This is a genomic window from Bordetella muralis (assembly GCF_965139205.1).
Classification (GTDB): Bacteria; Pseudomonadota; Gammaproteobacteria; order Burkholderiales; family Burkholderiaceae_B; genus Bordetella_A; species Bordetella_A muralis.
In genome coordinates this window covers 885,993-906,122 of record NZ_CBCSIU010000001.1, presented here as the reverse complement: position 1 = coordinate 906,122, position 20,130 = coordinate 885,993, and the positions used below count along the sequence as shown (strand labels likewise).

Here is a 20,130-nt window from a genome sequence, read left to right as displayed (position 1 = left end):
GCGTGAGTGTTAACGGCTGGCTGTGGCCAGCCGGATGGCCAGCCCGAGAAAAACAATACCCGTCACCCGGTTCAACCAGCGTGACGCGGTGGGCGAGCGTTGCAGCAGTTGCCCGAAAGCGCCCGAGAAAAAAGCGATAGCGCTGAATACCACTAGCGCGGCCAGCATGAACAGCACACCCAAGACAGCCGTTTGCAGGCCTACAGGACCGTACTCCGGTTTCGGCGAGGTGAATTGCGGCAAGAACGCAAAAAAGAACAGCAGCACTTTGGGATTGGTCAGACTCATGATGACGCCGCGCCGATAGAGCGCGCCCGGCGTCATCGCGGGCGGCCGCTCGGCGTTTGCCGCACCGCCACGCGCGCGTAGCGCCTGCCACGCCAAATAGGCCAGATAGGCTGCCCCAGCGAGTTTGAGGACGGTAAAAGCATGCGATGACGCCGCAAAAATCGCCGCCAGACCGGCGGCGACGGCGGCGGTATGGCCGAGTACGCCCGTGCATAACCCCAACACCACGCACATCCCCGCGGAACGGCCCCACAGGGCCGATTGCATCAAGACGAACAGATTGTCGGGGCCAGGCGTGAGAGCCAGCACAATCGCGATACCGAAAAAAGCAAGCAATGTGTCAAAGGGCAGCATGGCGCGGCGGCCGCAGATACGGCCAGAGGACAGTGGGCGTCGAAGGACTTCAAGGGTACAGCGCGCAGGCTTGGCGAGCAATTCATCAGGCGATGGAGGACACGATAAAACCGTAGCCGGCGAAGCGGGAGGCGCAGGAACCTTGCCGATGATGAAGCTTCCTGTGGTCCGCAACGTGACCCCCTAACGTTTACCGTGCCCATCTCGGCACGAATACCGCGAATCTCCTAATATCGAGGTTCTGACCGTTTTCTGTCCATCCTCATTGCATTCCTATGGCCAAAGATCCTGTCTCGCATATCGACACGCTGTTGCAGCATACCGGCACGGCGCCATTCAATCCGCAAACGGGGGCGGCGCCGGTCAACCTGCCGTCGATGCGAGCCAGCACCGTGCGCTTTCAGAATCTGGACGCGCTCGAGGCCACCCAGCGGCGCAAGGCGTCTGGCCAGCGCGCCGCGACCTATGGCCGCATGGGGATGGATACGCATGCCGCGCTCGAGCAGGTGTTCTGCGAACTCGAAGGCGGCACGCATGCCTATCTGGCGTCCTCGGGGATGTCGGGCATCACCTTGGTGATGCTGTCGCTGCTCTCCGCTGGCGACCATGCGCTGGTGGCCGACTGCGTCTATGGCCCGGTATATGAACTCGATGCGGCGTTACTCAAGCGCTTGAATATCGAGATCACCTATTTCTCGGCGGATGACGATCTGGAGTCCTTGGTGCGGCCGAACACCCGGCTGTTGTACGTCGAATCCCCGGGTTCGTTGCTGTTCCAGATGCTGGATATTCCCGCATTGGCGGCGTTTGCGCGCAGCCATGACCTCGTGCTGGCTTGCGACAACACGTGGGGATCGGGGTACATCTATCAGCCGTTGAAGTTGGGCGCGCACGTCTCGGTCGTGGCCGGCACGAAATACGTGGGCGGACACTCGGACCTGATGCTGGGCGCGGTCGTCACGAATGATGCCGAGGTTGCGCAGCGCCTGAATCGCACGCAGTACGCCATGGGATATTCGATCAGTGCCGACGATGCCTGGCTGGCGCTGCGCGGGGTGCGGACCCTGCCCATCCGTATGGCACAACACGCCAATCATGCACTGCAGGTATGCGAGTTTCTCGCGGGACGCCCAGAGGTCGCGCGCATTTATCACCCCGCCTGGCGGGACGACACGGGCCATGCGCTGTGGCAGCGCGACTGCACTGGTTCAAATGGCATGTTGGCTGTCGAGCTGCGCCTTTCTCCCGAAGCCTCGCGCCGTTTCGTGGACGCGTTGCAGCTGTTCGGCATCGGCTTTTCCTGGGGCGGCTTCGAAAGCCTGGTGCAGTGGGTGACGCGTGGCGAGCTTGCACGGCATCGCTATTGGACGGGCGGTGATCACGCATTGGTGCGGCTGCATATCGGGTTGGAAAACCCGGCAGATGTGATCGCCGATCTGTCGCAGGCGCTGGATCAGGCCAGCGGGTCACAACCACAGTAGAACTATTGAGTTTCAACGAAAAAAAGCCCCACGCTACGCGCAAGGGGCTTTTTGTTTTGGGCGGCCCGGCAACAAAAAACCGCCTGAATCACAGGCGGTTTGATCACGTGCTTACTTGCGCGCCATCGGGATCAAGCGATCGATTTCCTGGATCGCACCCTCGTAGCTGTTGCCCGCCAAGCTGGGCGAGGTGATGAACTTGCCGCCCACGCTGAACGTCGGCGTGCCGTCGATCTTGTATTCCTGAGCCAATTGATCGGCGCGTTGCACTTGGGTCTGCACGCTGAACGAATCGAAAATCGAATCGAACTGGGCACGATCGACACCCTGCTCGGCCGCCCAATCGCCCATGGCTTTCTTGTCGAACAGGCGCTTGCGCTCGACGTGCATGGCGGTGAACACCTTGGTGTGCAGGTCGGGGCGATTCAGCGTCTGCAGCGTGTAGTACAGCTGCTGCAACGGCTTCATGCTGGCGTTGAAAGCGATGGGAACTTGCTTGAGCACGACATCGTCCGGCTTGGTCTTGGCCCAGCTCTCGACCATGGGTTCCATCGTGGCGCAGTGCGGGCAGGTATAGGCAAAGAATTCCAGCACCTCGATTTTGCCCGGGGTGTCAGACGGCAGCGGCGGATTGACCGCTACATACTGCTGGTTGCTTTGTGCCTGGCTGGCGGGGGCGAACAAGGTGGTGGCAGCCAACGCGGCGGCGGCGGCAAAGCGGGTGAGCATGGAGAACTGCATCGTGCGTATTCCTGAGTAAATAGTTACTAGCTACGGTGACAGACTGATCGTACCCGAGATAAGTTCCGGGGGTTACCAGGTGCAACGGCCGTGGGCGGGTTCGACGGGTGGCGCCAGATGATGCGTCACCTGATGTTTCCTACTGCCGCACCACAGCCGTCTCGATCTTGTTTTCGCCCAAACGGCCTCGGGCGCGGTTCATATCGTCCAGCCGGGCAAAGGGACCGACTCGTACGCGGTTGATCTGTTTGCCATTGACCTCGGCACGCTGCACGGCGACGGGCAGGCCCAACAACAAGATGCGGGCTTTGACCGCCTCGGCGTCCGCTGCCCCCTGGTAGGCGCCGGCCTGCAGAAAATACTTGCCGCTGGATGTGGCTGCTGGGGGGGCTGCGGCAGGAGTTGCCGCCGGGCGTTTTTGCGTGGCGGCGGGGGCCGGTGCCGGTGCTGCAGCGGGCGCCTGGGCGCCGCTGGGCGGCAACGTCGCAATCAACGCGCCCAGTTCGTCTGACGGCTTGCTAGCGGGCGTGTCGGGCGTAGGCGTCGGGATAGCCGGCTGCAAATTGGGCAAAGGCGCGGGCGCCGTGGCCGTCGGGCCGCTGGGCGGTATGCCTGCGGCGCCATCGCGTCCATACAGTCCCAGATTCGGGTCCGGCGCCAGGCGAGGATCGGGCTGTTCGGTCCGGTCGGGATCGCGTGTGGCACGGTCTACAAAAGGCATCGGGGCCTTGGTGACGTAGAACGCCACGATGGCCGCGATGATGAGGCCGATGAGCAGTCCGGCCAGCGCACCGTACATGGTGCTGCCGCGTTGTTGGGGCTGACGGGAGGTTGATTTGCGTTTGGTTGCCATGAAACTGCTTACATTCGTTGCGGGGCCGATACGCCCAGCAGCGCCAGCCCGTTGGCCAGGACCTGCCGGGTGGTGGCGGCCAGGCGCAGACGGGCTAATTTGAGAGACTCATCGTCGACCAGGACACGTTCGGCGTTATACCAGGCGTGGAAGTCAGAGGCACAATCACGCAGCCAGAACGCGATGTGATGCGGCGAGAGCTCCTGCGCCGCGAGCGCCACGACCTGAGGGAGCCCAGCCAGACGTTGCATCAGGGCGAATTCCGAGGGCGCGGTCAGCAGCGCCACGTCGGCCTGCGCGATCTTGGCGTCGTCGGCGTCCGCATTTGCAATCATCGAGCAGATGCGGGCGTGGGCGTATTGGATGTAGTACACCGGGTTTTCGTCGCTCTTGGACAGTGCCAGATCGATATCGAAAACGAATTCGGTATCGGCGCGGCGCTGGATCAGGAAATAGCGAACGGCGTCGCGGCCCACCCAGTCGATCAGGTCGCGCAGGGTGACGTAGCTGCCGGCGCGCTTGGAGATCTTGACCTCTTCGCCGCCGCGCATGACCTTGACCATCTTGTGCAGCACATACGACGGGTAGTCTTTCGGGATGCCCTCTTCGAGGGCCTGCAGGCCGGCGCGCACGCGTGCTACCGTGCCGTGGTGGTCACTGCCCTGAATGTTGACGGCACGGTGAAAGCCGCGTTCCCATTTGGCCTTGTGGTAGGCCACGTCGGGGACGAAATACGTATAGCCGCCCTCGCTTTTGCGCATGACGCGGTCTTTGTCGTCGCCCGTACCCAGCTCGGTCGTGCGCAGCCACAGGGCGCCGCCTTCTTCGTAGGTATGGCCCTTGGCGATCAGGGCCTGGACGGTCTGTTCGACCCGGCCAGATGTATACAGCGAGCTTTCGAGATAGTAGTTGTCGAAAGCCAGGCCGAATGCCTGCAGGTCCAAATCCTGTTCGCGGCGCAGATACGCCACGGCGAATACGCGGATGTCGTCGAGGTTGTCGACGTTACCCGTGGCGGTGACTGCCTGGTCATCGGCGGTTACCGTTTTGCCGGCGACGAAATCCTGGGCAATCTCGACGATATAGTCGCCCTTGTAGCCATCGGCGGGATAATCCGGCGAGTCGGGGGCAATGCCGCGGGCGCGCGCCTGCACGCTGATGGCCAGGTTCTGGATCTGGTTGCCGGCGTCGTTGTAGTAGAACTCGCGCGTGACATCCAGGCCGGTGGCCTCATACAAGCGGCAAATGGCATCGCCCAGCGCTGCCTGGCGAGCGTGGCCCACGTGCAGCGGGCCGGTCGGGTTGGCCGAGACGAATTCGACCAGGACTTTTTCGCCATTGCGGGGCGCGCGGCCAAAGGCCTCGCCCTGCTCGGCTACCGCCTGGATCACGGCCTGTCGGGCGGCCGCAGTGATGCGGAAATTGATGAACCCGGGACCTGCGATCTCGGCGCTCTCGATGAGCGCCCGCGCCGGGGTCTCGGCCATCAGGGCATCGACGATCCCCTGAGCCAATTCGCGCGGATTACGGCGGGCGGGCTTGGCCAGTTGCATGGCGACATTGGTCGCGACATCGCCGTGCGCGGCGACTTTGGGACGCTCCAGCAGCACCTGGGCCTGGGCATCGGGCAGGCAGCGCGCGACAGCGGCCTGAATCAGCGAGATGAGTTGTTGTTGTTGCTCAGGGAGCATGAGAGAAATCAGAAGAAAGTTTTAAGTATCAGTGACGAGATGCCAGTCAACGGCAAGCCGGCTGCCCATGTCGGGCGTATCAAGAACCATGGCATTCACGGGAATTCCCTAGATCATAGCGTGATTTGGCCGGTTTTCTCTGTGTAACGGCAATGTAGCGGTTCATCTCAAGCTGTCGCCCGCATGAGGAAATCCGTACTATGTATCTTGCCAGTGGCAGTGTGCGCCACATTGCGGTAGTGTATGCAAATGTCCATTGTGGAAGTCCGCAACATGCTTATCAAATTTCACTCCAAAACCGTCGCTGAAGTCCTGATGTTGTCGCCCAATGCCGCGCCATTGTTGCGTGCCGCAGGCAAGTCGATAGGCGATCAGGTGCCCGAGCGTGGGGTCTTTACGGTCGAGCAGTTGCCCGCCGCCATTGCGGGTATCGAGGCCGCGATCAACGCCGAGGAACGCGGCCACCCGTCAAAAGCGAACGATGCTGACGAAGACGAGGAAAAATCCGTCCCCGCCATGGCTCAGCATGTGGAATTGCACCAGCGGGCGTATCCCCTCGTGGACATGATGCGCCGTTCGCTGGCGGATGGCGAGGATGTTACCTGGGAAGCCACCAAGGGTTGGTGAGGGACAGATGGAGGGCGCCATGCGCAGCGATGTGACAGTCATTTTCGATACTCGTCGTACGGTCAATCTTTCCGTCGATGTTGAGCCCTCTGCGCAAGCTGCCAGCGACGCGCGCGATTGGTTCGAGGCAGCCTGGGATACGCTCGGATGCGAACCGCTGCGCCCCAGTGGCAAGGTGCTGCTGCTCGACAAGATCATGGGCGTGGCCGATGCCCTGGGGTATGAAATCCTGACCTCCGACGCCAAGGAAAGCCAGGAATTCGCTCAGCATGCCGCGCTGGCCCTGGACAAGCCCCGCGTCATCGTGGACCTGCCGGGACTGTCGGTTGGCTATTAATCGTCTCGATAGCCGCGTTTCGCTTCGCTGCCGCGCTAACGGATTCCCGCTCGCATAAACGATTGCACGAATTGCCGCTGAAACAGCAGAAAAGCGATCAATAAAGGGGCGGCCGACAGCAAGGTCGCTGCCGTGATCACGGACCAGTCGATGCCCTGGTCCGTCGACGAAAACACCTGCAAACCGACCGTCAGAGGCCGTGACTCTACCGAATTGGTGATGATCAGCGGCCACAGAAAATTATTCCAATGGTGGCTGACCGATACCAGTCCGTACGCGACGTAAATCGGCTTGGCCAGCGGCACGTAGACTTTCATCAAGATCTGCAACGGACCCGCTCCCTCTACGCGTGCAGCCTCCTCCAGCTCTCGCGGTACGGTCTTGAACGTCTGCCGCAGCAAAAAGATGCCGAATGCCGACGCAAAATATGGCAAACCCACTGCGAAGACGGTATCGCGCACCCCCAACAGGCTCATGGAGCGGTAGTTTTCCACCAGCAATACATCGGGCATGATCATCAGTTGCAGCAGCACCAGCATGAATGCGACATCGCGACCGCGGAATTCAAAGCGTGCAAAGGCATAGCCCGCCAGTGTGGACAACACCAACTGTGCCGCCAACACCATCGTCACCAGTAGAAACGTATTCAGGAAATACCGTGGAAACGGCGCCGCGTGCCAGGCGCGGCTGAAGTTTTCCAGCGTCAACGGCGCCAGCAGATCGAAACGCGTGGCATAGGCCGGCGGATGAAACGCTGCCCAGACGGCATAGGCCAGCGGCAAGATCCACAGCAGGCCCAGCAGCCAGGCACCCAGAGTGTCGAGTTTGTGGGTCATTGGTAGTGCGTCTTTCTATCGAGCCAGCGGAACTTCACCAATGCGGTGATGGCCAGGATCAGCAACAACACGACGGTCAGCGTGGCGGCATACGAGGTGTCCCAGAAACTGAAACCCACCTGGTAGATGTAGTACAGCAACAAGGTACTGGCGTTATCGGGCCCGCCCCGTGTCATGACCACCACATGGTCCACCAGCCGGAATGCATTGATCAGCGCGTTGACCAGCACGAACAGCGTTGTGGGCATCAGCAATGGCCACAGCACGCGGCGGAAATATTGCCAACGTGATGCACCCTCCAACAGCGCCGCTTCGCGCAGCGACGGCGATACCGTCTGCAATGCAGCCAGATAAAAAATCATGAAAAAACCGGCTTCTTTCCAGATCGTCACGACCATCAACGCCGGCAGCGCGGTATCGCGGCTGCCCAGCCAGTTCGGACTGGGCATGCCGAACATCTGCAGCACCTGCGCGATCAGGCCATATTGCGGGGTATAGAAAAACAACCAGATATTGGCCACGGCCACCATCGGCAGGACCGTGGGCGTGAAATACGCCATGCGCAGAAAGCCGCGCCCTGCCAAATTGCGATTGACCCACAAGGCCATGATGAGCGCGATCGCGATCGATGTGGGAATCGTACCCAGGGCAAACCACAAGTTGTTCCATAGCGATTGCCAGAACACCGGATCATCGCGCATCAGCGTGTAGTTCTCGAGCCCCACGAAGCGCGCAGGACGGCTGCCTCGCGGGGTCGAGAAAAAGCTGTGCCACAACGTAGCCAGCGCAGGATAGTGCGTGAACGCGGCCAGCAATACGATCGCCGGCAGCAACAGCAGCCAACCGTAGACCGCTTGCATGGACTTGTTCATCGCACGGTGCCTTTACCGATAGCTGCGCAGCACGCGGTCGGCTTCGCGTTGCGCGTCGCCAAGTGCTTGCTCAGGGGTCTTGGAGCCCGTCAGCATGGCTTGCAGCGCATCGTTCAGGGTCTTGGTCACGCGCTGATTGTCGTGCGTGGAGAACTCCGCCACGCTGACATCCAACTGGTCACGCGCGACCGTCGCGGCTGGGACTTCCTCGGCGTATTTTTTCATCTTGTCGGTGGACCAGGCCGCAGGCGTGACGGCAACGTAGCCCGTTGCAATACTCCAGTCCGCAGCGCGTTCGGGCGTCGTGGCCCATTGCGCGAATTTCAGCGCCGCGGCCTGTTGCTCCGGCGTGCCGCTCTTGAACACATAGAAATTGCCGCCGCCCGTCGGGCTGCCGCCGCGTTTGGCCTTGGGCATCATGGCGACACCGAACGGAAAGCTGGCATTCTTGCGGATGTTGGTCAGATTGCCGGTGGTGGTCCAGACAATGGCGGCCTTCTTTTCCAGGAAATCCTTGGGCGTAGTGCCCCAATCGATCGTCCCACGCGGCATGACGCCGTGCTTGGCCGACAAATCATTCCAGAACGTGGCGGCTTCGATGGCGCCGGGTTTGTTCAGATAGACTTCGTTGCCTGCTTCGTTCATCAATATGGCATCGTTGGGCGTGGTCAATGCCTGGAACAGCCAATATGCAAAGGCACCCCCCGACGGGATTTCCAGGCCCCACTGCGTGACGTTGCCGGAGGCGTCTTTCTTGGTCAGCTTCTTGCTGTATTCAACCAACTCGTCCCAGGTCGCGGGCGCGCGTTCAGGATCCAGGCCGGCTTCTTTGAACAGATCCTTGTTGTAGTACATCACGATGGTCGAGCGCTGAAACGGTACGCCCCACACATGACCGCCGGTGCGGCTGTTCTGCATGAACGCATCATAAAAACTGCCCAGCCATTTTTTGTCGGCATCGGATTTCGCCAGGCCGTCGATAGGGACAATGGCGTCTTCATCGATCAGCGTAAACATGTCGGTCGATAACAGCACCGCCAGTTGCGGGGGCGTGCCGCCCTTGAGCGCCGTCAATGCCTTGGCGATCGAGTCTTGATACGAGCCCGCGTAGATAGGCTTGATGTCGATGTCGGGATTTTCTTTTTCGAATGCGGCCACCATGTCGTCGACGATTTTGGTGATCGGACCGCCGACGGCAACGGGGTAATAGAACTCGACTTCGACAGGTTTGGCCTGCGCGTAAATAGGCAGTGACAGAACGGCGCCAGCCAGACCGGCTGCAATGGCTTTGAGAGCGGTGCGTCGCATGATGGCTTTCCTAAAGGGATGGAGAGTCGGCGCCTGAGCGCCCAGAGGGGGTAATAGCGGCCGCATCGGCGGCGAAAAAATGCTGGTGCTCGGGTTGCCACGTCAGCTTCACCGCATCGCCAGCCGCAGCCCGTAAATGGCCTGGCGCACGTACGGCAATGCCGCTACAAGTACCGATCCGGCACACCACAATGGAATCTGCGCCAAAATATTCGACGCTTTCCACGACAGCAGGACGGCCATCGCCGTCAATCCGAATATGTTCCGGCCGAACGCCTAGACGCTTTGCTTGAACAGGGGCTGCGATGGCCGGCAGGCTTTCTGTGCCGGCGATGCCGAGGCCGTTGCCTTGTGTAGACAAGTCCATGAGGTTCATCGGCGGTGTGCCGATAAAACGCGCCGCAAACTCAGTGGCAGGCCGTGCATACAAGCCATCAGGCGTGTCGCGTTGCTCGATGCGTCCATCACGCAGCAACACGACCTGATCGGCCATGCTCATGGCCTCGGTCTGATCGTGCGTGACATACACCATGGTGATCCCGAGCGACTGTTGCAAGGCGCGGATCTCGCGCCGCATCTCATGGCGCAACTGTGCATCCAGATTCGAAAGCGGTTCGTCCATCAGGCATACCGGTGCCTCTGAAATGACTGCACGCCCTAATGCCACCCGTTGTTGTTGCCCGCCTGACAACTGCGAGGGCTTGCGATCCAGCAGGGCCGTCAAGCCCAGCAAATCCGCCACGCGCTTGAGCCGGCGAGGATAGTCGGCAGACGGTTCTTTGCGAACCTTCAGGCCAAACAAAATATTCTCGCGCACCGATAGGTGAGGAAACAACGCATACGACTGGAACACCATCGAGATGCGCCGTTGGGACGGCGGCAGATGCGTGACATCGCGATCCCCGATACGAATGTGGCCCGACGTCGGCGTGTCGAGTCCTGCGATCATGCGCAGCGTCGTCGATTTGCCGCAGCCTGATGGTCCCAGCAGCACCGTAAAACTCCCCGCAGGCGCAGTGAAGCTGACGCCCTGGATGGCAGCCGCATCGCCGTACTGTTTGGTCAGGTCTTCCAGGATGAGCGTGGACATAATGATCGTTGGGTGGAATCGGATATGCGTGCGGCGGTGTGAACCCCTGGGGGCGCGAACCTCCTATTCTGGGGGTAAATGAAATCCTTTTCATTCTGCGGTGCAAACATGACGTGGCCGTGTCAGGGCCACGCCTGCAGCACCAATTACTCATCGATCAGGACGCCGCCCTCTTCGTGAAACGGATAGGGGCCGGGATAGTCGCCGATGTAGGCATGGTGCGTGACCAGGACGCCGTTACGCCATTCATGTAAGTGAAAACCCGGTGGCTCCATGACAAAAGCAGAGGGGCCATCCGGCCGTAAATCCAGTGCGACTTGATGCGCCGGACTCGGGCAAGTCGAGGCAATAGTGCCGCCAAAACGCTGAAAAATGGTGCGGTGCAGATGGCCGCACAGAATGCGTTCCACATTGGGATGCGCGGCGACGATCTGTTCCAGCTCGGGCGCACCCGAGAGCAGGCCAATTGCATCCATGTGAGCAATGCCGGTAATGAACGGCGGGTGATGCATGGCAATCGCGGTGGGCCGGCCCGGTTGTTCCGCGAGGCGTTCACGCAGCCAATCCAGCCGCTGCGAGCACAATGTGCCGTGGCTTTGCATCGGCACGACCGTGTCCAGCATCAACAGGCGCAGAGGGTGATCCTCGACCGCGTATTGAACAAAGCCGTTTGCACCCTGCAGATAGGCGTGCGAGGGAAAGGCCGCCAATAATGCTTCGCGCGCATCGTGATTACCGGGCATCAAAAAATACGGCGCATGCAAAGCATCCAGCATATTTTTGAGATGGGCGTATTCCTGCGGCCGGCCAAAATCGGTGAGATCTCCACTGATGATGACCAGATCGGGCGCGGGATCGAGGCGGTTCAATGCTTCGATGGCAGGCGGCAGATATCGGTCGGTTTCGACCACGCGATAGGCTTTCTGGCCCGGCATGCGGATATGCAAATCAGTAATCTGTGCGATGAGCATGATGAGTGTATAGGTGAGAGTCGTTAAATATGGCCGGCAGCAGGCAACGCAATCGCGGACCTCGCCAGCACAATGCTGACGTGATCGCCTGCGGCATGTTGACTATGTGCGGGGGCAACCACCGGAAATCGCTGACCGTCGTCCAGGCCGATTTCGTAGCGGACTGAACTGCCGAGAAAGAAGCGGGCCAGCACACGGCCTGTCAATGCGCTGTCGTGNGGNGCCTCGAGTTGCGCCTCATGCGGACGAAACGCGACGGCATCATCACCGGCAATCAACCTGCCATCGTGCAGCCGCGCACGGACGCGGCACAAGGTGCCGAGAAACTCCGCGACGAAATCGCTGGCCGGCTCTTGATACAGGGTTTCTGCGGTGCCGACTTGTTCCAGATGCCCTGCAGACATGACGGCGATGCGGTCACCCAGCATCATCGCTTCGTCCTGGTCGTGCGTGACGATGACCGTGGTGATGCGTAATTCACGCAGCATCTGCGCCAACTCCACGCGCAGATGCTCACGCAGTTTGGCATCCAGTGCCGTCAGCGGCTCGTCAAGCAATAGCACACGCGGCTCGATAGCCAGGGCACGGGCCAGGGCCACGCGCTGACGCTGTCCACCGGACAACTGATCGATGCGCCGATCGGCATAGACCTCCAGGCGCACCAGCGCCAGCAGTTCGCGTGCGCGCCGTTCGCGCTCGCTCGCGTTGATATTGCGCACGCGCAGACCATACGCCACGTTCTGCACGACCGTCATGTTGGGAAACAAAGCATAGCTTTGGAACACTACGCCTACGCCTCTATCTTCTGGCGAGAGCTGTGATACCTCGTCATTGCCGAAACGAATAGACGCGCCGGCATCGGCCTGCTCCAGGCCACAGATCAGACGCAGCAGCGTCGTTTTTCCACAGCCTGATGGACCCAGTAATGCCAGCGTTTCGCCGCCCTGCACGTGCAGATCAATGGGATGCAGGGCGCGCGTTCCATCTGGCCAGGTCTTGGCGCAGCCGCCGAGCGTAATAGCGACAGGGTCGGTCATGATGAAGAAGTCCGGATAACAGGTGTGTGGGCGGGCCGATCGCCGCGCGCAGCCAGCCATTGCAGGCCTACCAGTAGCGGGATCAGCATCAACAGAAAGACCAGGGTATATGCCGATGCGATCTCCAATCGCATCGAGGCATAGCTGTCGGCCAGCCCGACAGGTAAAGTCTTGGTCAACGGCGTGTGCAGCAACCAGGTCAGATTGAATTCACCGATCGATAGCGTCAGCACGGTCAACGCGCCAGTGACGATGCCGGGCGCGGCATTGGGCACGACAATGTGCAAAAAACGCTGTATGCGTGTTGCGCCCAGCGTCGAGGCGGCCTCGTCCAGCGTTGCCAGGTCAGCGCCTTGCATGCTGGCGCGCGCGGCACGCACCATGAATGGCAGCGTGAACAACACATGTCCGATCACGATGAACCAGACGCTGCCGCGCAGCCCGCTGACGGTGCCCCACGATACGATCAGGGCCAGCGCCGAGGCCAGGCCCGGGACGGCAACGGGCAAGGTCAACAGTTCCTCCAGCGCGCGAGCCAGACGCCCGCGATGCAGCGTGAGCACCCACGCCGCAGGGACACCGACGAGCGTACAAATCGCCAGGGTTAACAACGCTACTGCGAACGAACGCCAGATGGTATCGGCGTAGAGTGCCCACACCTCGGCCACCCATCGCAGCGTCAGTCCGCTGGAAAGTCCGACAAAATAATTGTTGGTGAGACCCGCCAGGACGGACAGCACAACGGGGCCGATCAAGAACGCCGCGACCGCCAGCGTGACGGTCAGTCCCAAGCGCGTATCAAATTTGGAAGCATGCATCATGGACCTCATCACGCAGCCGCACCTGCGCGGGCTCCCGCCAGACTATGAGCGAGATACAGCACTGCCCACGTGGCCAGGCCCAGCACGATAGACAGTGCCGCGGCGACCGGGATGTTCGCGTAGTTGGTGAACTCGTTATAGATAGTGATGGGCAGCACGTCGATTTGTGTTGCCAATGTGAACGCCGTACCGAATGCGCCCATGCTGGTCGCAAAACTCATCGCACCTGCGCCGATCAAGGCAGGCGTCAATGCCGGTAATTCAATATCCATGAAGCGACGCCACGGGCTCGCGCCCAATGTCCGTGCGGCCTCGAGCAAGCTCTGATCAATTTGTTCGGCCGCCGCCGTCAGCACACCGACACAACGCGGCAGCGAAAAATACAGATAACCCAAAAACAGTCCGGCCATGCCATAGGCAAACACCACGGTATCACCGGTGAGCCATTTCGTGAGTGCGCCAATGATCCCCTGACGTCCCGCGAGCAAGATGATCAGGAACCCGACGACTACACCCGGAAAGGCCAATGGAAACATCAGCAAGGAAATCAGCAAGCGGCGTCCGGCAAAATGCCGATGGCGGGCCAGAAAGCGGCCCACCGGCAACGCCACCAGCAATGTGGCCAACGTCGCGGCCAGTGACAGCACGACGGTATTGAACAAACTGATCCAATACTGCGTGCCCGTCAGCACCGTCCAGTAGGCCGATTGCCCGTTGCGGCTTTCTGCGCCTGCCAGCGCCAGCCCTGCCATGGGCAACAGCCAGAATGCCAGAAACAGCGTGGCAGCAGGCGCCGCAAACCAAATCCATCCGCGACGTCCCATTTCAGTGCACTCCCAGGACAATGCCGACAAGCACGCAGAACATCAGTTCACCTCTTTGGCGTACCGCTGCGAAAACGCGCGCTGACCTTCGGCCATTTTGACGTAGTCCACCGTACCGGCGCGAGCATACTCTGCCTCAGGCAAGAATTTTTTCTGTGCTTCGGCCGACATGGCTTCCGGCCGCACGGGACGCAGGAACGCGTTGGCCCAGATGGCTTGGCCCGCATCCGACAACGTAAAGTCCAGCACTTTCTTGCCATTGTCGGCATGCGGTGCATTGGCCACCAGGCTCATAACGTAAGGCACGGCGATCGTGCCCTCGGCGGGGATCACGAATTCAACGTTGCTGTGGTCCTTATATTTGGCCCGATACGCATTGAAGTCGTAGTCGATCAAGATCGGAATTTCGCCCGACAAGACGCGCGCATACGCCGTTTGTTTAGGCACGATGGGTTGGTTGGCCTTCATGTCCTTGAACCACTTGAGGGCCGGGTCGAAGTTATCCGGCGTGCCTCCCAGCGCGCGGTTGATGGCGACGGCGCCGACATAGCCGACAAAGGCCGAGGCCGGATCCAGATAACCAACCATGCCCTTGTACTCAGGCTTGAGCAGATCGGCCCACGAACGCGGAACAGGCTTGCCATCGAGGGCGTCGACGTTGACCATCAGGCCCAACGTGCCCGAATGGATGGCGAACCACTTGCCATCAGGATCTTTCATGCCGGCGGGAATTTGATCCCAATGTTGCGGCTTGTAGTTTTGCACCAGTCCGTCCTGGGCAGCCTGGATACCAAACGTGACGCCGTAGTACACGACATCGGCCACGGGATTGCCTTTTTCCGCCGCGATGGAGGCTAGCGATTGTCCCGAGTTTTTGTTGTCTGCAGGTACGGTGATGCCGGTGGCTTTCTTGATGGCTTGGAGCTGTGTGCCCCAATCCGCCCACTCGGGTGGACAGTTGTAGCAGATTGCGTTTTGCGCGTAGGCCGATGCGCCTGTCAGAGAAAGCGCCAATGTGGCAGCGCGTAACACGCAATGGACGAGGGATTTCATGTCGAACGTTTCCTTGGCGAGGGGGGAAAAGAATGCGCCGCCACGCTTGCTGCAGCGCGGCGACGCTGCCCTTCATGAGGGCGTTTTGCTTCTTCAGACGGGTTGGTAATGCAGAGCGCAGTAGCCGTGCCGCCATCGGAAATACGGTGTGGCAGCCTGACTGATGAGGGTTTGTCTCCCTCCAGGCAGCCCAGTAATAAGGCGCACGCTGTCGCGCCAATTTCGCGGCTCGGTTGTGCCACCGTGGTCAGCGCCGGGACCATGAGTGCGCCAATGCTTGCACCGTCGAATCCGCAGACAGCAACGTCATCGGGTACGCGTATCCCCAGCGAAGCGAGTTGGGCAATGACGGAGACGGCCAGCAGATCGTTAGAGCAAAACAATGCACTGGGGGCATCTGGATGCGCCAGCATGTCACGCAGCATCGGCGCGCTGGACTCGGTGTGCGCAGGCATGACCCAGTGCGCAATCGGAGGCAAGCCTGCCGTTTTCGCACAGGCCTGCGCGCCTTGCAGGCGGCGTCGCGCGCGATCCGACGCCGTCAATGGGCCGCTGACAAAGGCAATGCGCCGATGGCCCAGTGCGCTCAGACGCGACACCATGTCATGTGCGGCGGCCTTGTTATCAACCGAGACAAAAGGGTGCGAGTTTGATTCGTTATAGGCCAGAATGTGCGGCATGCCTGCTTCATCCAACGCGCGCAAAGTCGCATTGCGCGAGGGATTTCCCACTGTCAGGATCAAGCCATCGATCTGATGATCGATCAAGGCTTGCACACATTCCGATTCCACCGACGGGTCGTAGCCCGTGATCCCCATCATGACGCTATAGCCCGCTTTGCGTGCGTATTGCTCGGCGCCTTCGAAACAATCTGCGAATACCGGATTGGCCAGCGTAGGCAGCAACAGACCGATGGTACGCGTGCGGCCGGCGCGCAAACTGCGGCCCACCCGGTTGGGGCGAAATCCGATGCGTTGCGCGACAGCGGCGATATGCGCACGCGTTTCGGGGCGCAGCAGCTCGGGTTGGTTGAAGGCGCGCGAAACCGTCGCAGGCGATACGCCGGCCTGCTTGGCGATCTCCAGTATCGACGGTCGGTGCGGTGTTTTTGCGGTCACGGCAGGCTCGGCAATGAAAACGATTTCATCTTAGGGGTAATACATGACAGCCAGATTTCACGAGATACGGTATCGTGCTTGTATGGCAGTGCCAATGAAAATCGGTGTTGCGATGCGGCACGAGTTCATGATCGTGACATTTTTTTGTCGTATGAACTTACAGAAAACCAATGTTGCCGCAACGCAATAAAGATGGTGCGCCTGTGCTACATCTGTAGGACGCAAAATTGAGGATCATCCCGGGGAAGGGGTATGGGTGTGCAGCAGAAAAAAACTATTGAACTGAATCGTCTGAGCGCAACGCGTGCGGCGCAGCTATTGGCACGTCGCGAATTGAGCGCCGAGCAATTGCTACGGGCGTGTTTTGCGCGCATCGAACAGCGTGAGGGCGTGGTGCGTGCATGGGCTGCCTTGGACAAGGAGCTCGCGCTGACGCGTGCCCGCGAGTTGGACCGGTCGAGCACGCAAGGGGTTTTGCATGGTTTGCCGATCGGTGTGAAAGACATCTTCGCGACCAGCGATTTGCCCACGCGCTATGGCTCGCCCATCTATGACGATCATCAGCCGTCTATGGACGCGGCAGCGGTCGCGTTGTGCCGCGAGGCGGGAGCCGTGGTAGCGGGCAAAACCGTAACGACGGAGTTCGCAACCTTTCAAGCGGGCCCCACACGTAATCCACACAATCCGGCTTACAGTCCAGGCGGTTCATCCAGCGGCTCTGCGGCTGCAGTGGCCGATCATATGGTGCCACTGGCGCTGGGCACTCAGACCGCCGGTTCGATCATTCGTCCTGCCGCCTATTGTGGCGTTGTCGGATACAAACCTTCCTTTGGCCGCATTCAACGCGCCGGTTTAAAGACAACCGCCGATTCATTGGACACCATTGGCGGCTTCGCACGCTCGGTTGACGATGTTGCATTGTTAGCCTCTGTGCTGATGCGTGATCCCGAGCTGCGCGAACTCGACTACGATGCCAAGCCTCGTATTGGCATGTATCGCACCTCGCAATGGCGGCATACGGATCATGCCACGCGCGATGCCTATGCACAGGCTGCGAGCGTGCTGTCGCGTGCGGGTGCGCAGATCGATGAGGTGGAGCTGCCACCGATACTGTGTTCCCTGGTGCAGGTGCACGCCGATATCATGGGCTTTGAGATGGCGCAGTCGTTGGCTTTCGAGCGCACGCGTCATCGAGCGAGTCTGAGCAGCTCGCTACAGGCTTTGCTGGATGCTGGATCCCAGATCACTGCAGAGGAGCATCGCGCGAATCTGGTCCGCGTCGAAGAAGGCCGCCAGCGTGCGCTGGATTGGTTTGAGCAGTACGACGTTATCTTGGCGCCCAGCGCCAGCGGCGAGGCTCCTTTTTTTGACCAGGGTACGGGCGATCCTTTGTTCTGCCGCGTGTGGACACTGTTCGGTGCACCTTGCGTGCATCTGCCGTTCTACACCGGTCCTCAGGGCCTGCCTGTGGGATTGCAGGTGGTGGGGCGCAGTGGCGACGACAGGCGTACGCTCGCCCTCGCCCGGTGGCTTTTGAATGTGCTGCGTCCCGATGACGTGGATTGATCAGCGCCATAGTATGGACCGACGGCATGACTGCATGCGCCGCGACTCCATGGTTGCCTCATAGAACACAAGCTAAAAGGCCTGAGTCCGATGCAGAATCGGACTCAGGCCTTTTCAATTCAGCCCGGCTTTTGGACTTCAACTTCCTTGTGGGCAGTTCAAGTAGACGGGCTTTTCATGGTTACCCAGGACTGCGGATCACGCAGCCTGGGCCGTCTCGCTTTCAGCTTGTTCGGCAGTAACGCGCGACAAATGACGGTTGACGGCGCCGAGCACGGCGCGGAACGAGGCGGTGACGATATCGCGGTCGATGCCGACGCCAAAGCCGGTTGCGGAGTCTCCGACGCGCAGCTCAACATAGCTGGCCGCGCGGGTATCTGTGCCCGTGCCGATGGCGTGCTCGTGGTAATCCATGATGCGCACGGGAATATCCAACGCGTTCACAAAGGCCGAGATGGCGCCATCGCCCGAGCCCGTGACGACGCGGCGTTCACCGTTGTAGTCCAGCTCGACCTGGATGTTGAATTGCTTGCCTTCACCGGCAGACGGATCGCCCTCGATGCGGTGGCGCACCAGCTTCCAGGGCGTATGTTGTTCCAGGTATTCGCTGCTGAAGATCGTGTGAACGTCATCCGCTGTGACTTCGCGGCCGGTTTCGTCGGTGACCCGTTGAATGGCGCGGCTGAATTCGATTTGCAGGCGGCGCGGCAAGACCAGGCCATGTTCTTGTTCGAGCAGGTACGAGACACCGCCCTTGCCCGATTGGCTGTTGACGCGGATGACGGCGTCGTAGCTGCGGCCGAGGTCGGCCGGGTCGATAGGCAAATAGGGGACTTCCCAAACGGCATCGGCCTGCTGTTGAGCAAAGCCCTTTTTGATGGCGTCCTGATGCGAGCCGGAAAAGGCCGTGAACACCAAATCGCCCGCATAAGGATGGCGCGGATGCACGGGCAACTGATTGCAGTACTCGGCACAACGGCGCACTTCGTCGATATCGGAAAAGTCCAGGCCCGGGTGCACGCCTTGGGTGTAGAGGTTCAGCGCGAGCGTGACCAGGTCGACGTTACCCGTACGTTCACCGCTGCCGAACAGGCAGCCCTCGATACGATCGGCGCCGGCCATCACGGCAAACTCGGCGGCAGCGACAGCAGTGCCGCGGTCATTATGCGGATGTACGCTGATGATGATGCTGTCACGGCGAGCGAGGTTCTTATGCATCCACTCGATCTGATCGGCATACAGATTCGGCGTGGTCGCCTCGATCGTTGCGGGCAGATTCAGCACCATTTTTTTCTGCGGCGTGGCGCCCCAGGTTTCGGCGACGGCATTGGAGACTTCGAGCGCGAATTCAGGTTCGGTGGTGCTGAAGACTTCGGGCGAGTATTCGTAGCGCCATTGCGTCTCCGGATACTTGGCCATGTGTTGCTTGATCAACTGCGTACCGGTGACGGCGATTTGCTTGATCTCGTCTTTGCTCATGTTGAAGACGATCTTGCGAAACGCCGGTGCGCACGCGTTGTACAGGTGCACCATCGCTTGCTTGGCGCCGGCTGCCGATTCGACCGTGCGGCTGATCAGGTCTTCGCGTGATTGGGTCAGAACGATGATGGTGACGTCATCGGGAATGCGTTTCTCGTCGATCAGCTTGCGTACGAAATCGAAATCCGTTTGCGAGGCGGACGGAAAACCGACTTCGATTTCCTTGAAGCCGATCTTGACCAGCTGTTCAAAGAAACGCAGCTTGCGTTCGATGCTCATCGGTTCGATCAGCGCCTGGTTGCCGTCGCGCAAGTCGGTGCTCATCCAGATGGGCGGCTGCGTGATGCGGCGGCTGGGCCAGGTGCGTTCGGAAAAGTCACGCGCGAACGGGGCAAACGGTACGTATTTGGTAGCGGGGTTGGCAAGCATCATTACACCTTGATCAGTAGTCCCGGGGGTGGCGGGATAAGTATTTCCGGGTTTTGTTACCGGCATGCTCTGTTCGGCTGGTCAGGGTTCTAGGCCTGGACCGTCAGTGGACCGTGGATGGGCCGACTGGAATCAATAAGTGAACAGAGAAACTTGTGGCGTACGAGGCTGCCGAGCTACCACAGGCGCGAGGCCCGGCAACCGATCGGTAGGTGTAGCGATAGCGCGATGAGGGAAATACGAGCGCGCAGGCCGGCACCCGGTGCGCTGAAGCGTCCGGAGGCAATCGCGAGGGGGATTCGGATATCGGCCATAAGACGATAGTCAAACACATTTTTGGCCAAGATGCAACGG

Annotated in this window: 19 protein-coding genes and 1 pseudogene; 4 read left to right on the top strand and 16 right to left on the bottom strand. The window is 60.3% G+C overall.

Annotation, left to right across the window (positions count from 1 at the left end; all coding sequences use genetic code 11):
- Positions 1–9: 9 nt before the first annotated feature.
- Positions 10–642 carry a LysE family translocator gene (locus tag ACNA0I_RS04195; RefSeq protein ID WP_415804840.1) on the bottom strand — a complete coding sequence of 211 codons (633 nt, stop codon included), beginning with the start codon at positions 640–642 and terminating at the stop codon, positions 10–12.
- Positions 643–917: 275 nt separating this feature from the next.
- Here ACNA0I_RS04195 and metC point away from each other — a divergent pair, with 275 nt between their 5' ends.
- The gene (gene metC / locus ACNA0I_RS04190) at positions 918–2,123 is read left to right on the top strand and encodes a cystathionine beta-lyase (RefSeq protein WP_415804779.1); all 1,206 of its coding nucleotides are present in this window, start codon (positions 918–920) and stop codon (positions 2,121–2,123) included.
- Positions 2,124–2,234: 111 nt separating this feature from the next.
- Here the strand turns inward: metC and ACNA0I_RS04185 are convergent, their stop codons facing one another.
- The 3 genes from ACNA0I_RS04185 to argS form a co-directional block, all read right to left on the bottom strand.
- On the bottom strand, positions 2,235–2,864 hold the full coding sequence (locus ACNA0I_RS04185) for a thiol:disulfide interchange protein DsbA/DsbL (RefSeq protein ID WP_415804778.1): 630 nt from the start codon (positions 2,862–2,864) through the stop codon (positions 2,235–2,237).
- Positions 2,865–3,003: 139 nt separating this feature from the next.
- Positions 3,004–3,717 carry an SPOR domain-containing protein gene (locus tag ACNA0I_RS04180; RefSeq protein WP_415804777.1) on the bottom strand — a complete coding sequence of 238 codons (714 nt, stop codon included), beginning with the start codon at positions 3,715–3,717 and terminating at the stop codon, positions 3,004–3,006.
- Positions 3,718–3,725: 8 nt separating this feature from the next.
- Positions 3,726–5,408 (bottom strand): arginine--tRNA ligase, encoded by a 1,683-nt coding sequence (gene argS / locus ACNA0I_RS04175; protein WP_415804776.1) that lies wholly within the window; start codon positions 5,406–5,408, stop codon positions 3,726–3,728.
- Positions 5,409–5,681: 273 nt separating this feature from the next.
- Between argS and ACNA0I_RS04170 the strand changes: the two genes are divergently transcribed.
- Positions 5,682–6,035, top strand: coding sequence for a DUF1840 domain-containing protein (locus ACNA0I_RS04170; protein ID WP_415804775.1), 354 nt, complete (start codon positions 5,682–5,684; stop codon positions 6,033–6,035).
- A gap of 19 nt (positions 6,036–6,054) precedes the next feature.
- A complete protein-coding gene (locus ACNA0I_RS04165) occupies positions 6,055–6,372 on the top strand; it encodes a hypothetical protein (RefSeq protein WP_415804774.1) in 318 nt (105 codons plus the stop codon).
- Between the two features lie 35 nt (positions 6,373–6,407).
- Here the strand turns inward: ACNA0I_RS04165 and ACNA0I_RS04160 are convergent, their stop codons facing one another.
- The 11 genes and pseudogenes from ACNA0I_RS04160 to ACNA0I_RS04110 form a co-directional block, all read right to left on the bottom strand.
- The gene (locus ACNA0I_RS04160) at positions 6,408–7,208 is read right to left on the bottom strand and encodes a carbohydrate ABC transporter permease (protein ID WP_094824040.1); all 801 of its coding nucleotides are present in this window, start codon (positions 7,206–7,208) and stop codon (positions 6,408–6,410) included.
- The gene (locus ACNA0I_RS04155) at positions 7,205–8,068 is read right to left on the bottom strand and encodes a carbohydrate ABC transporter permease (protein WP_415804839.1); all 864 of its coding nucleotides are present in this window, start codon (positions 8,066–8,068) and stop codon (positions 7,205–7,207) included. Before ACNA0I_RS04155 ends, ACNA0I_RS04160 begins: the two co-directional genes overlap by 4 nt.
- A gap of 24 nt (positions 8,069–8,092) precedes the next feature.
- A complete protein-coding gene (locus tag ACNA0I_RS04150) occupies positions 8,093–9,388 on the bottom strand; it encodes an ABC transporter substrate-binding protein (protein ID WP_415804773.1) in 1,296 nt (431 codons plus the stop codon).
- Between the two features lie 10 nt (positions 9,389–9,398).
- Positions 9,399–10,478: an ABC transporter ATP-binding protein gene (locus ACNA0I_RS04145; RefSeq protein ID WP_415804771.1), complete on the bottom strand. Its 1,080-nt coding sequence runs from the start codon at positions 10,476–10,478 to the stop codon at positions 9,399–9,401.
- A gap of 146 nt (positions 10,479–10,624) precedes the next feature.
- Positions 10,625–11,449 (bottom strand): phosphodiesterase, encoded by an 825-nt coding sequence (locus tag ACNA0I_RS04140; RefSeq protein ID WP_415804770.1) that lies wholly within the window; start codon positions 11,447–11,449, stop codon positions 10,625–10,627.
- A 23-nt stretch (positions 11,450–11,472) separates the two neighbouring features.
- Positions 11,473–11,667: pseudogene (locus tag ACNA0I_RS04135) on the bottom strand (TOBE domain-containing protein); the annotation flags it as partial.
- Between the two features lie 4 nt (positions 11,668–11,671).
- On the bottom strand, positions 11,672–12,486 hold an 815-nt coding region (locus ACNA0I_RS04130), incomplete at its 3' end, for an ABC transporter ATP-binding protein (protein ID WP_415804769.1).
- Positions 12,483–13,307, bottom strand: coding sequence for an ABC transporter permease (locus ACNA0I_RS04125; RefSeq protein WP_415804768.1), 825 nt, complete (start codon positions 13,305–13,307; stop codon positions 12,483–12,485). The genes ACNA0I_RS04130 and ACNA0I_RS04125, both read right to left, overlap by 4 nt.
- A gap of 8 nt (positions 13,308–13,315) precedes the next feature.
- The gene (locus ACNA0I_RS04120; protein WP_415804767.1) at positions 13,316–14,131 is read right to left on the bottom strand and encodes an ABC transporter permease; all 816 of its coding nucleotides are present in this window, start codon (positions 14,129–14,131) and stop codon (positions 13,316–13,318) included.
- A 42-nt stretch (positions 14,132–14,173) separates the two neighbouring features.
- A complete protein-coding gene (locus ACNA0I_RS04115; RefSeq protein WP_415804766.1) occupies positions 14,174–15,184 on the bottom strand; it encodes an ABC transporter substrate-binding protein in 1,011 nt (336 codons plus the stop codon).
- Positions 15,181–16,302, bottom strand: coding sequence for a LacI family DNA-binding transcriptional regulator (locus ACNA0I_RS04110; RefSeq protein WP_415804765.1), 1,122 nt, complete (start codon positions 16,300–16,302; stop codon positions 15,181–15,183). The genes ACNA0I_RS04115 and ACNA0I_RS04110 overlap by 4 nt, the downstream gene beginning before the upstream one ends.
- A 276-nt stretch (positions 16,303–16,578) precedes the next feature.
- Here ACNA0I_RS04110 and ACNA0I_RS04105 point away from each other — a divergent pair, with 276 nt between their 5' ends.
- A complete protein-coding gene (locus tag ACNA0I_RS04105) occupies positions 16,579–17,868 on the top strand; it encodes an amidase (RefSeq protein ID WP_415804838.1) in 1,290 nt (429 codons plus the stop codon).
- A 198-nt stretch (positions 17,869–18,066) separates the two neighbouring features.
- On the opposite strand, the gene leuA is transcribed toward ACNA0I_RS04105, so the two are convergent.
- Positions 18,067–19,779, bottom strand: a complete 1,713-nt coding sequence (leuA, locus tag ACNA0I_RS04100) for a 2-isopropylmalate synthase (protein ID WP_415804763.1) — start codon at positions 19,777–19,779, stop codon at positions 18,067–18,069.
- Positions 19,780–20,130 lie beyond the last annotated feature (351 nt).

Excerpts from the sequence above, each read along its gene's own strand:
- ACNA0I_RS04115 (WP_415804766.1), bottom strand. The coding sequence starts at position 15,184 with ATGAAATCCCTCGTCCATTGCGTGTTACGCGCTGCCACATTGGCGCTT.
- ACNA0I_RS04150 (WP_415804773.1), bottom strand. The coding sequence starts at position 9,388 with ATGCGACGCACCGCTCTCAAAGCCATTGCAGCCGGTCTGGCTGGCGCC.
- ACNA0I_RS04170 (WP_415804775.1), top strand. The coding sequence starts at position 5,682 with ATGCTTATCAAATTTCACTCCAAAACCGTCGCTGAAGTCCTGATGTTG.
- ACNA0I_RS04155 (WP_415804839.1), bottom strand. The coding sequence starts at position 8,068 with ATGCAAGCGGTCTACGGTTGGCTGCTGTTGCTGCCGGCGATCGTATTG.
- metC (WP_415804779.1), top strand. The coding sequence starts at position 918 with ATGGCCAAAGATCCTGTCTCGCATATCGACACGCTGTTGCAGCATACC.
- ACNA0I_RS04140 (WP_415804770.1), bottom strand. The coding sequence starts at position 11,449 with ATGCTCATCGCACAGATTACTGATTTGCATATCCGCATGCCGGGCCAG.
- ACNA0I_RS04195 (WP_415804840.1), bottom strand. The coding sequence starts at position 642 with ATGCTGCCCTTTGACACATTGCTTGCTTTTTTCGGTATCGCGATTGTG.
- argS (WP_415804776.1), bottom strand. The coding sequence starts at position 5,408 with ATGCTCCCTGAGCAACAACAACAACTCATCTCGCTGATTCAGGCCGCT.
- ACNA0I_RS04180 (WP_415804777.1), bottom strand. The coding sequence starts at position 3,717 with ATGGCAACCAAACGCAAATCAACCTCCCGTCAGCCCCAACAACGCGGC.
- ACNA0I_RS04120 (WP_415804767.1), bottom strand. The coding sequence starts at position 14,131 with ATGGGACGTCGCGGATGGATTTGGTTTGCGGCGCCTGCTGCCACGCTG.
- ACNA0I_RS04125 (WP_415804768.1), bottom strand. The coding sequence starts at position 13,307 with ATGATGCATGCTTCCAAATTTGATACGCGCTTGGGACTGACCGTCACG.
- leuA (WP_415804763.1), bottom strand. The coding sequence starts at position 19,779 with ATGATGCTTGCCAACCCCGCTACCAAATACGTACCGTTTGCCCCGTTC.
- ACNA0I_RS04165 (WP_415804774.1), top strand. The coding sequence starts at position 6,055 with ATGCGCAGCGATGTGACAGTCATTTTCGATACTCGTCGTACGGTCAAT.
- ACNA0I_RS04185 (WP_415804778.1), bottom strand. The coding sequence starts at position 2,864 with ATGCAGTTCTCCATGCTCACCCGCTTTGCCGCCGCCGCCGCGTTGGCT.
- ACNA0I_RS04145 (WP_415804771.1), bottom strand. The coding sequence starts at position 10,478 with ATGTCCACGCTCATCCTGGAAGACCTGACCAAACAGTACGGCGATGCG.
- ACNA0I_RS04160 (WP_094824040.1), bottom strand. The coding sequence starts at position 7,208 with ATGACCCACAAACTCGACACTCTGGGTGCCTGGCTGCTGGGCCTGCTG.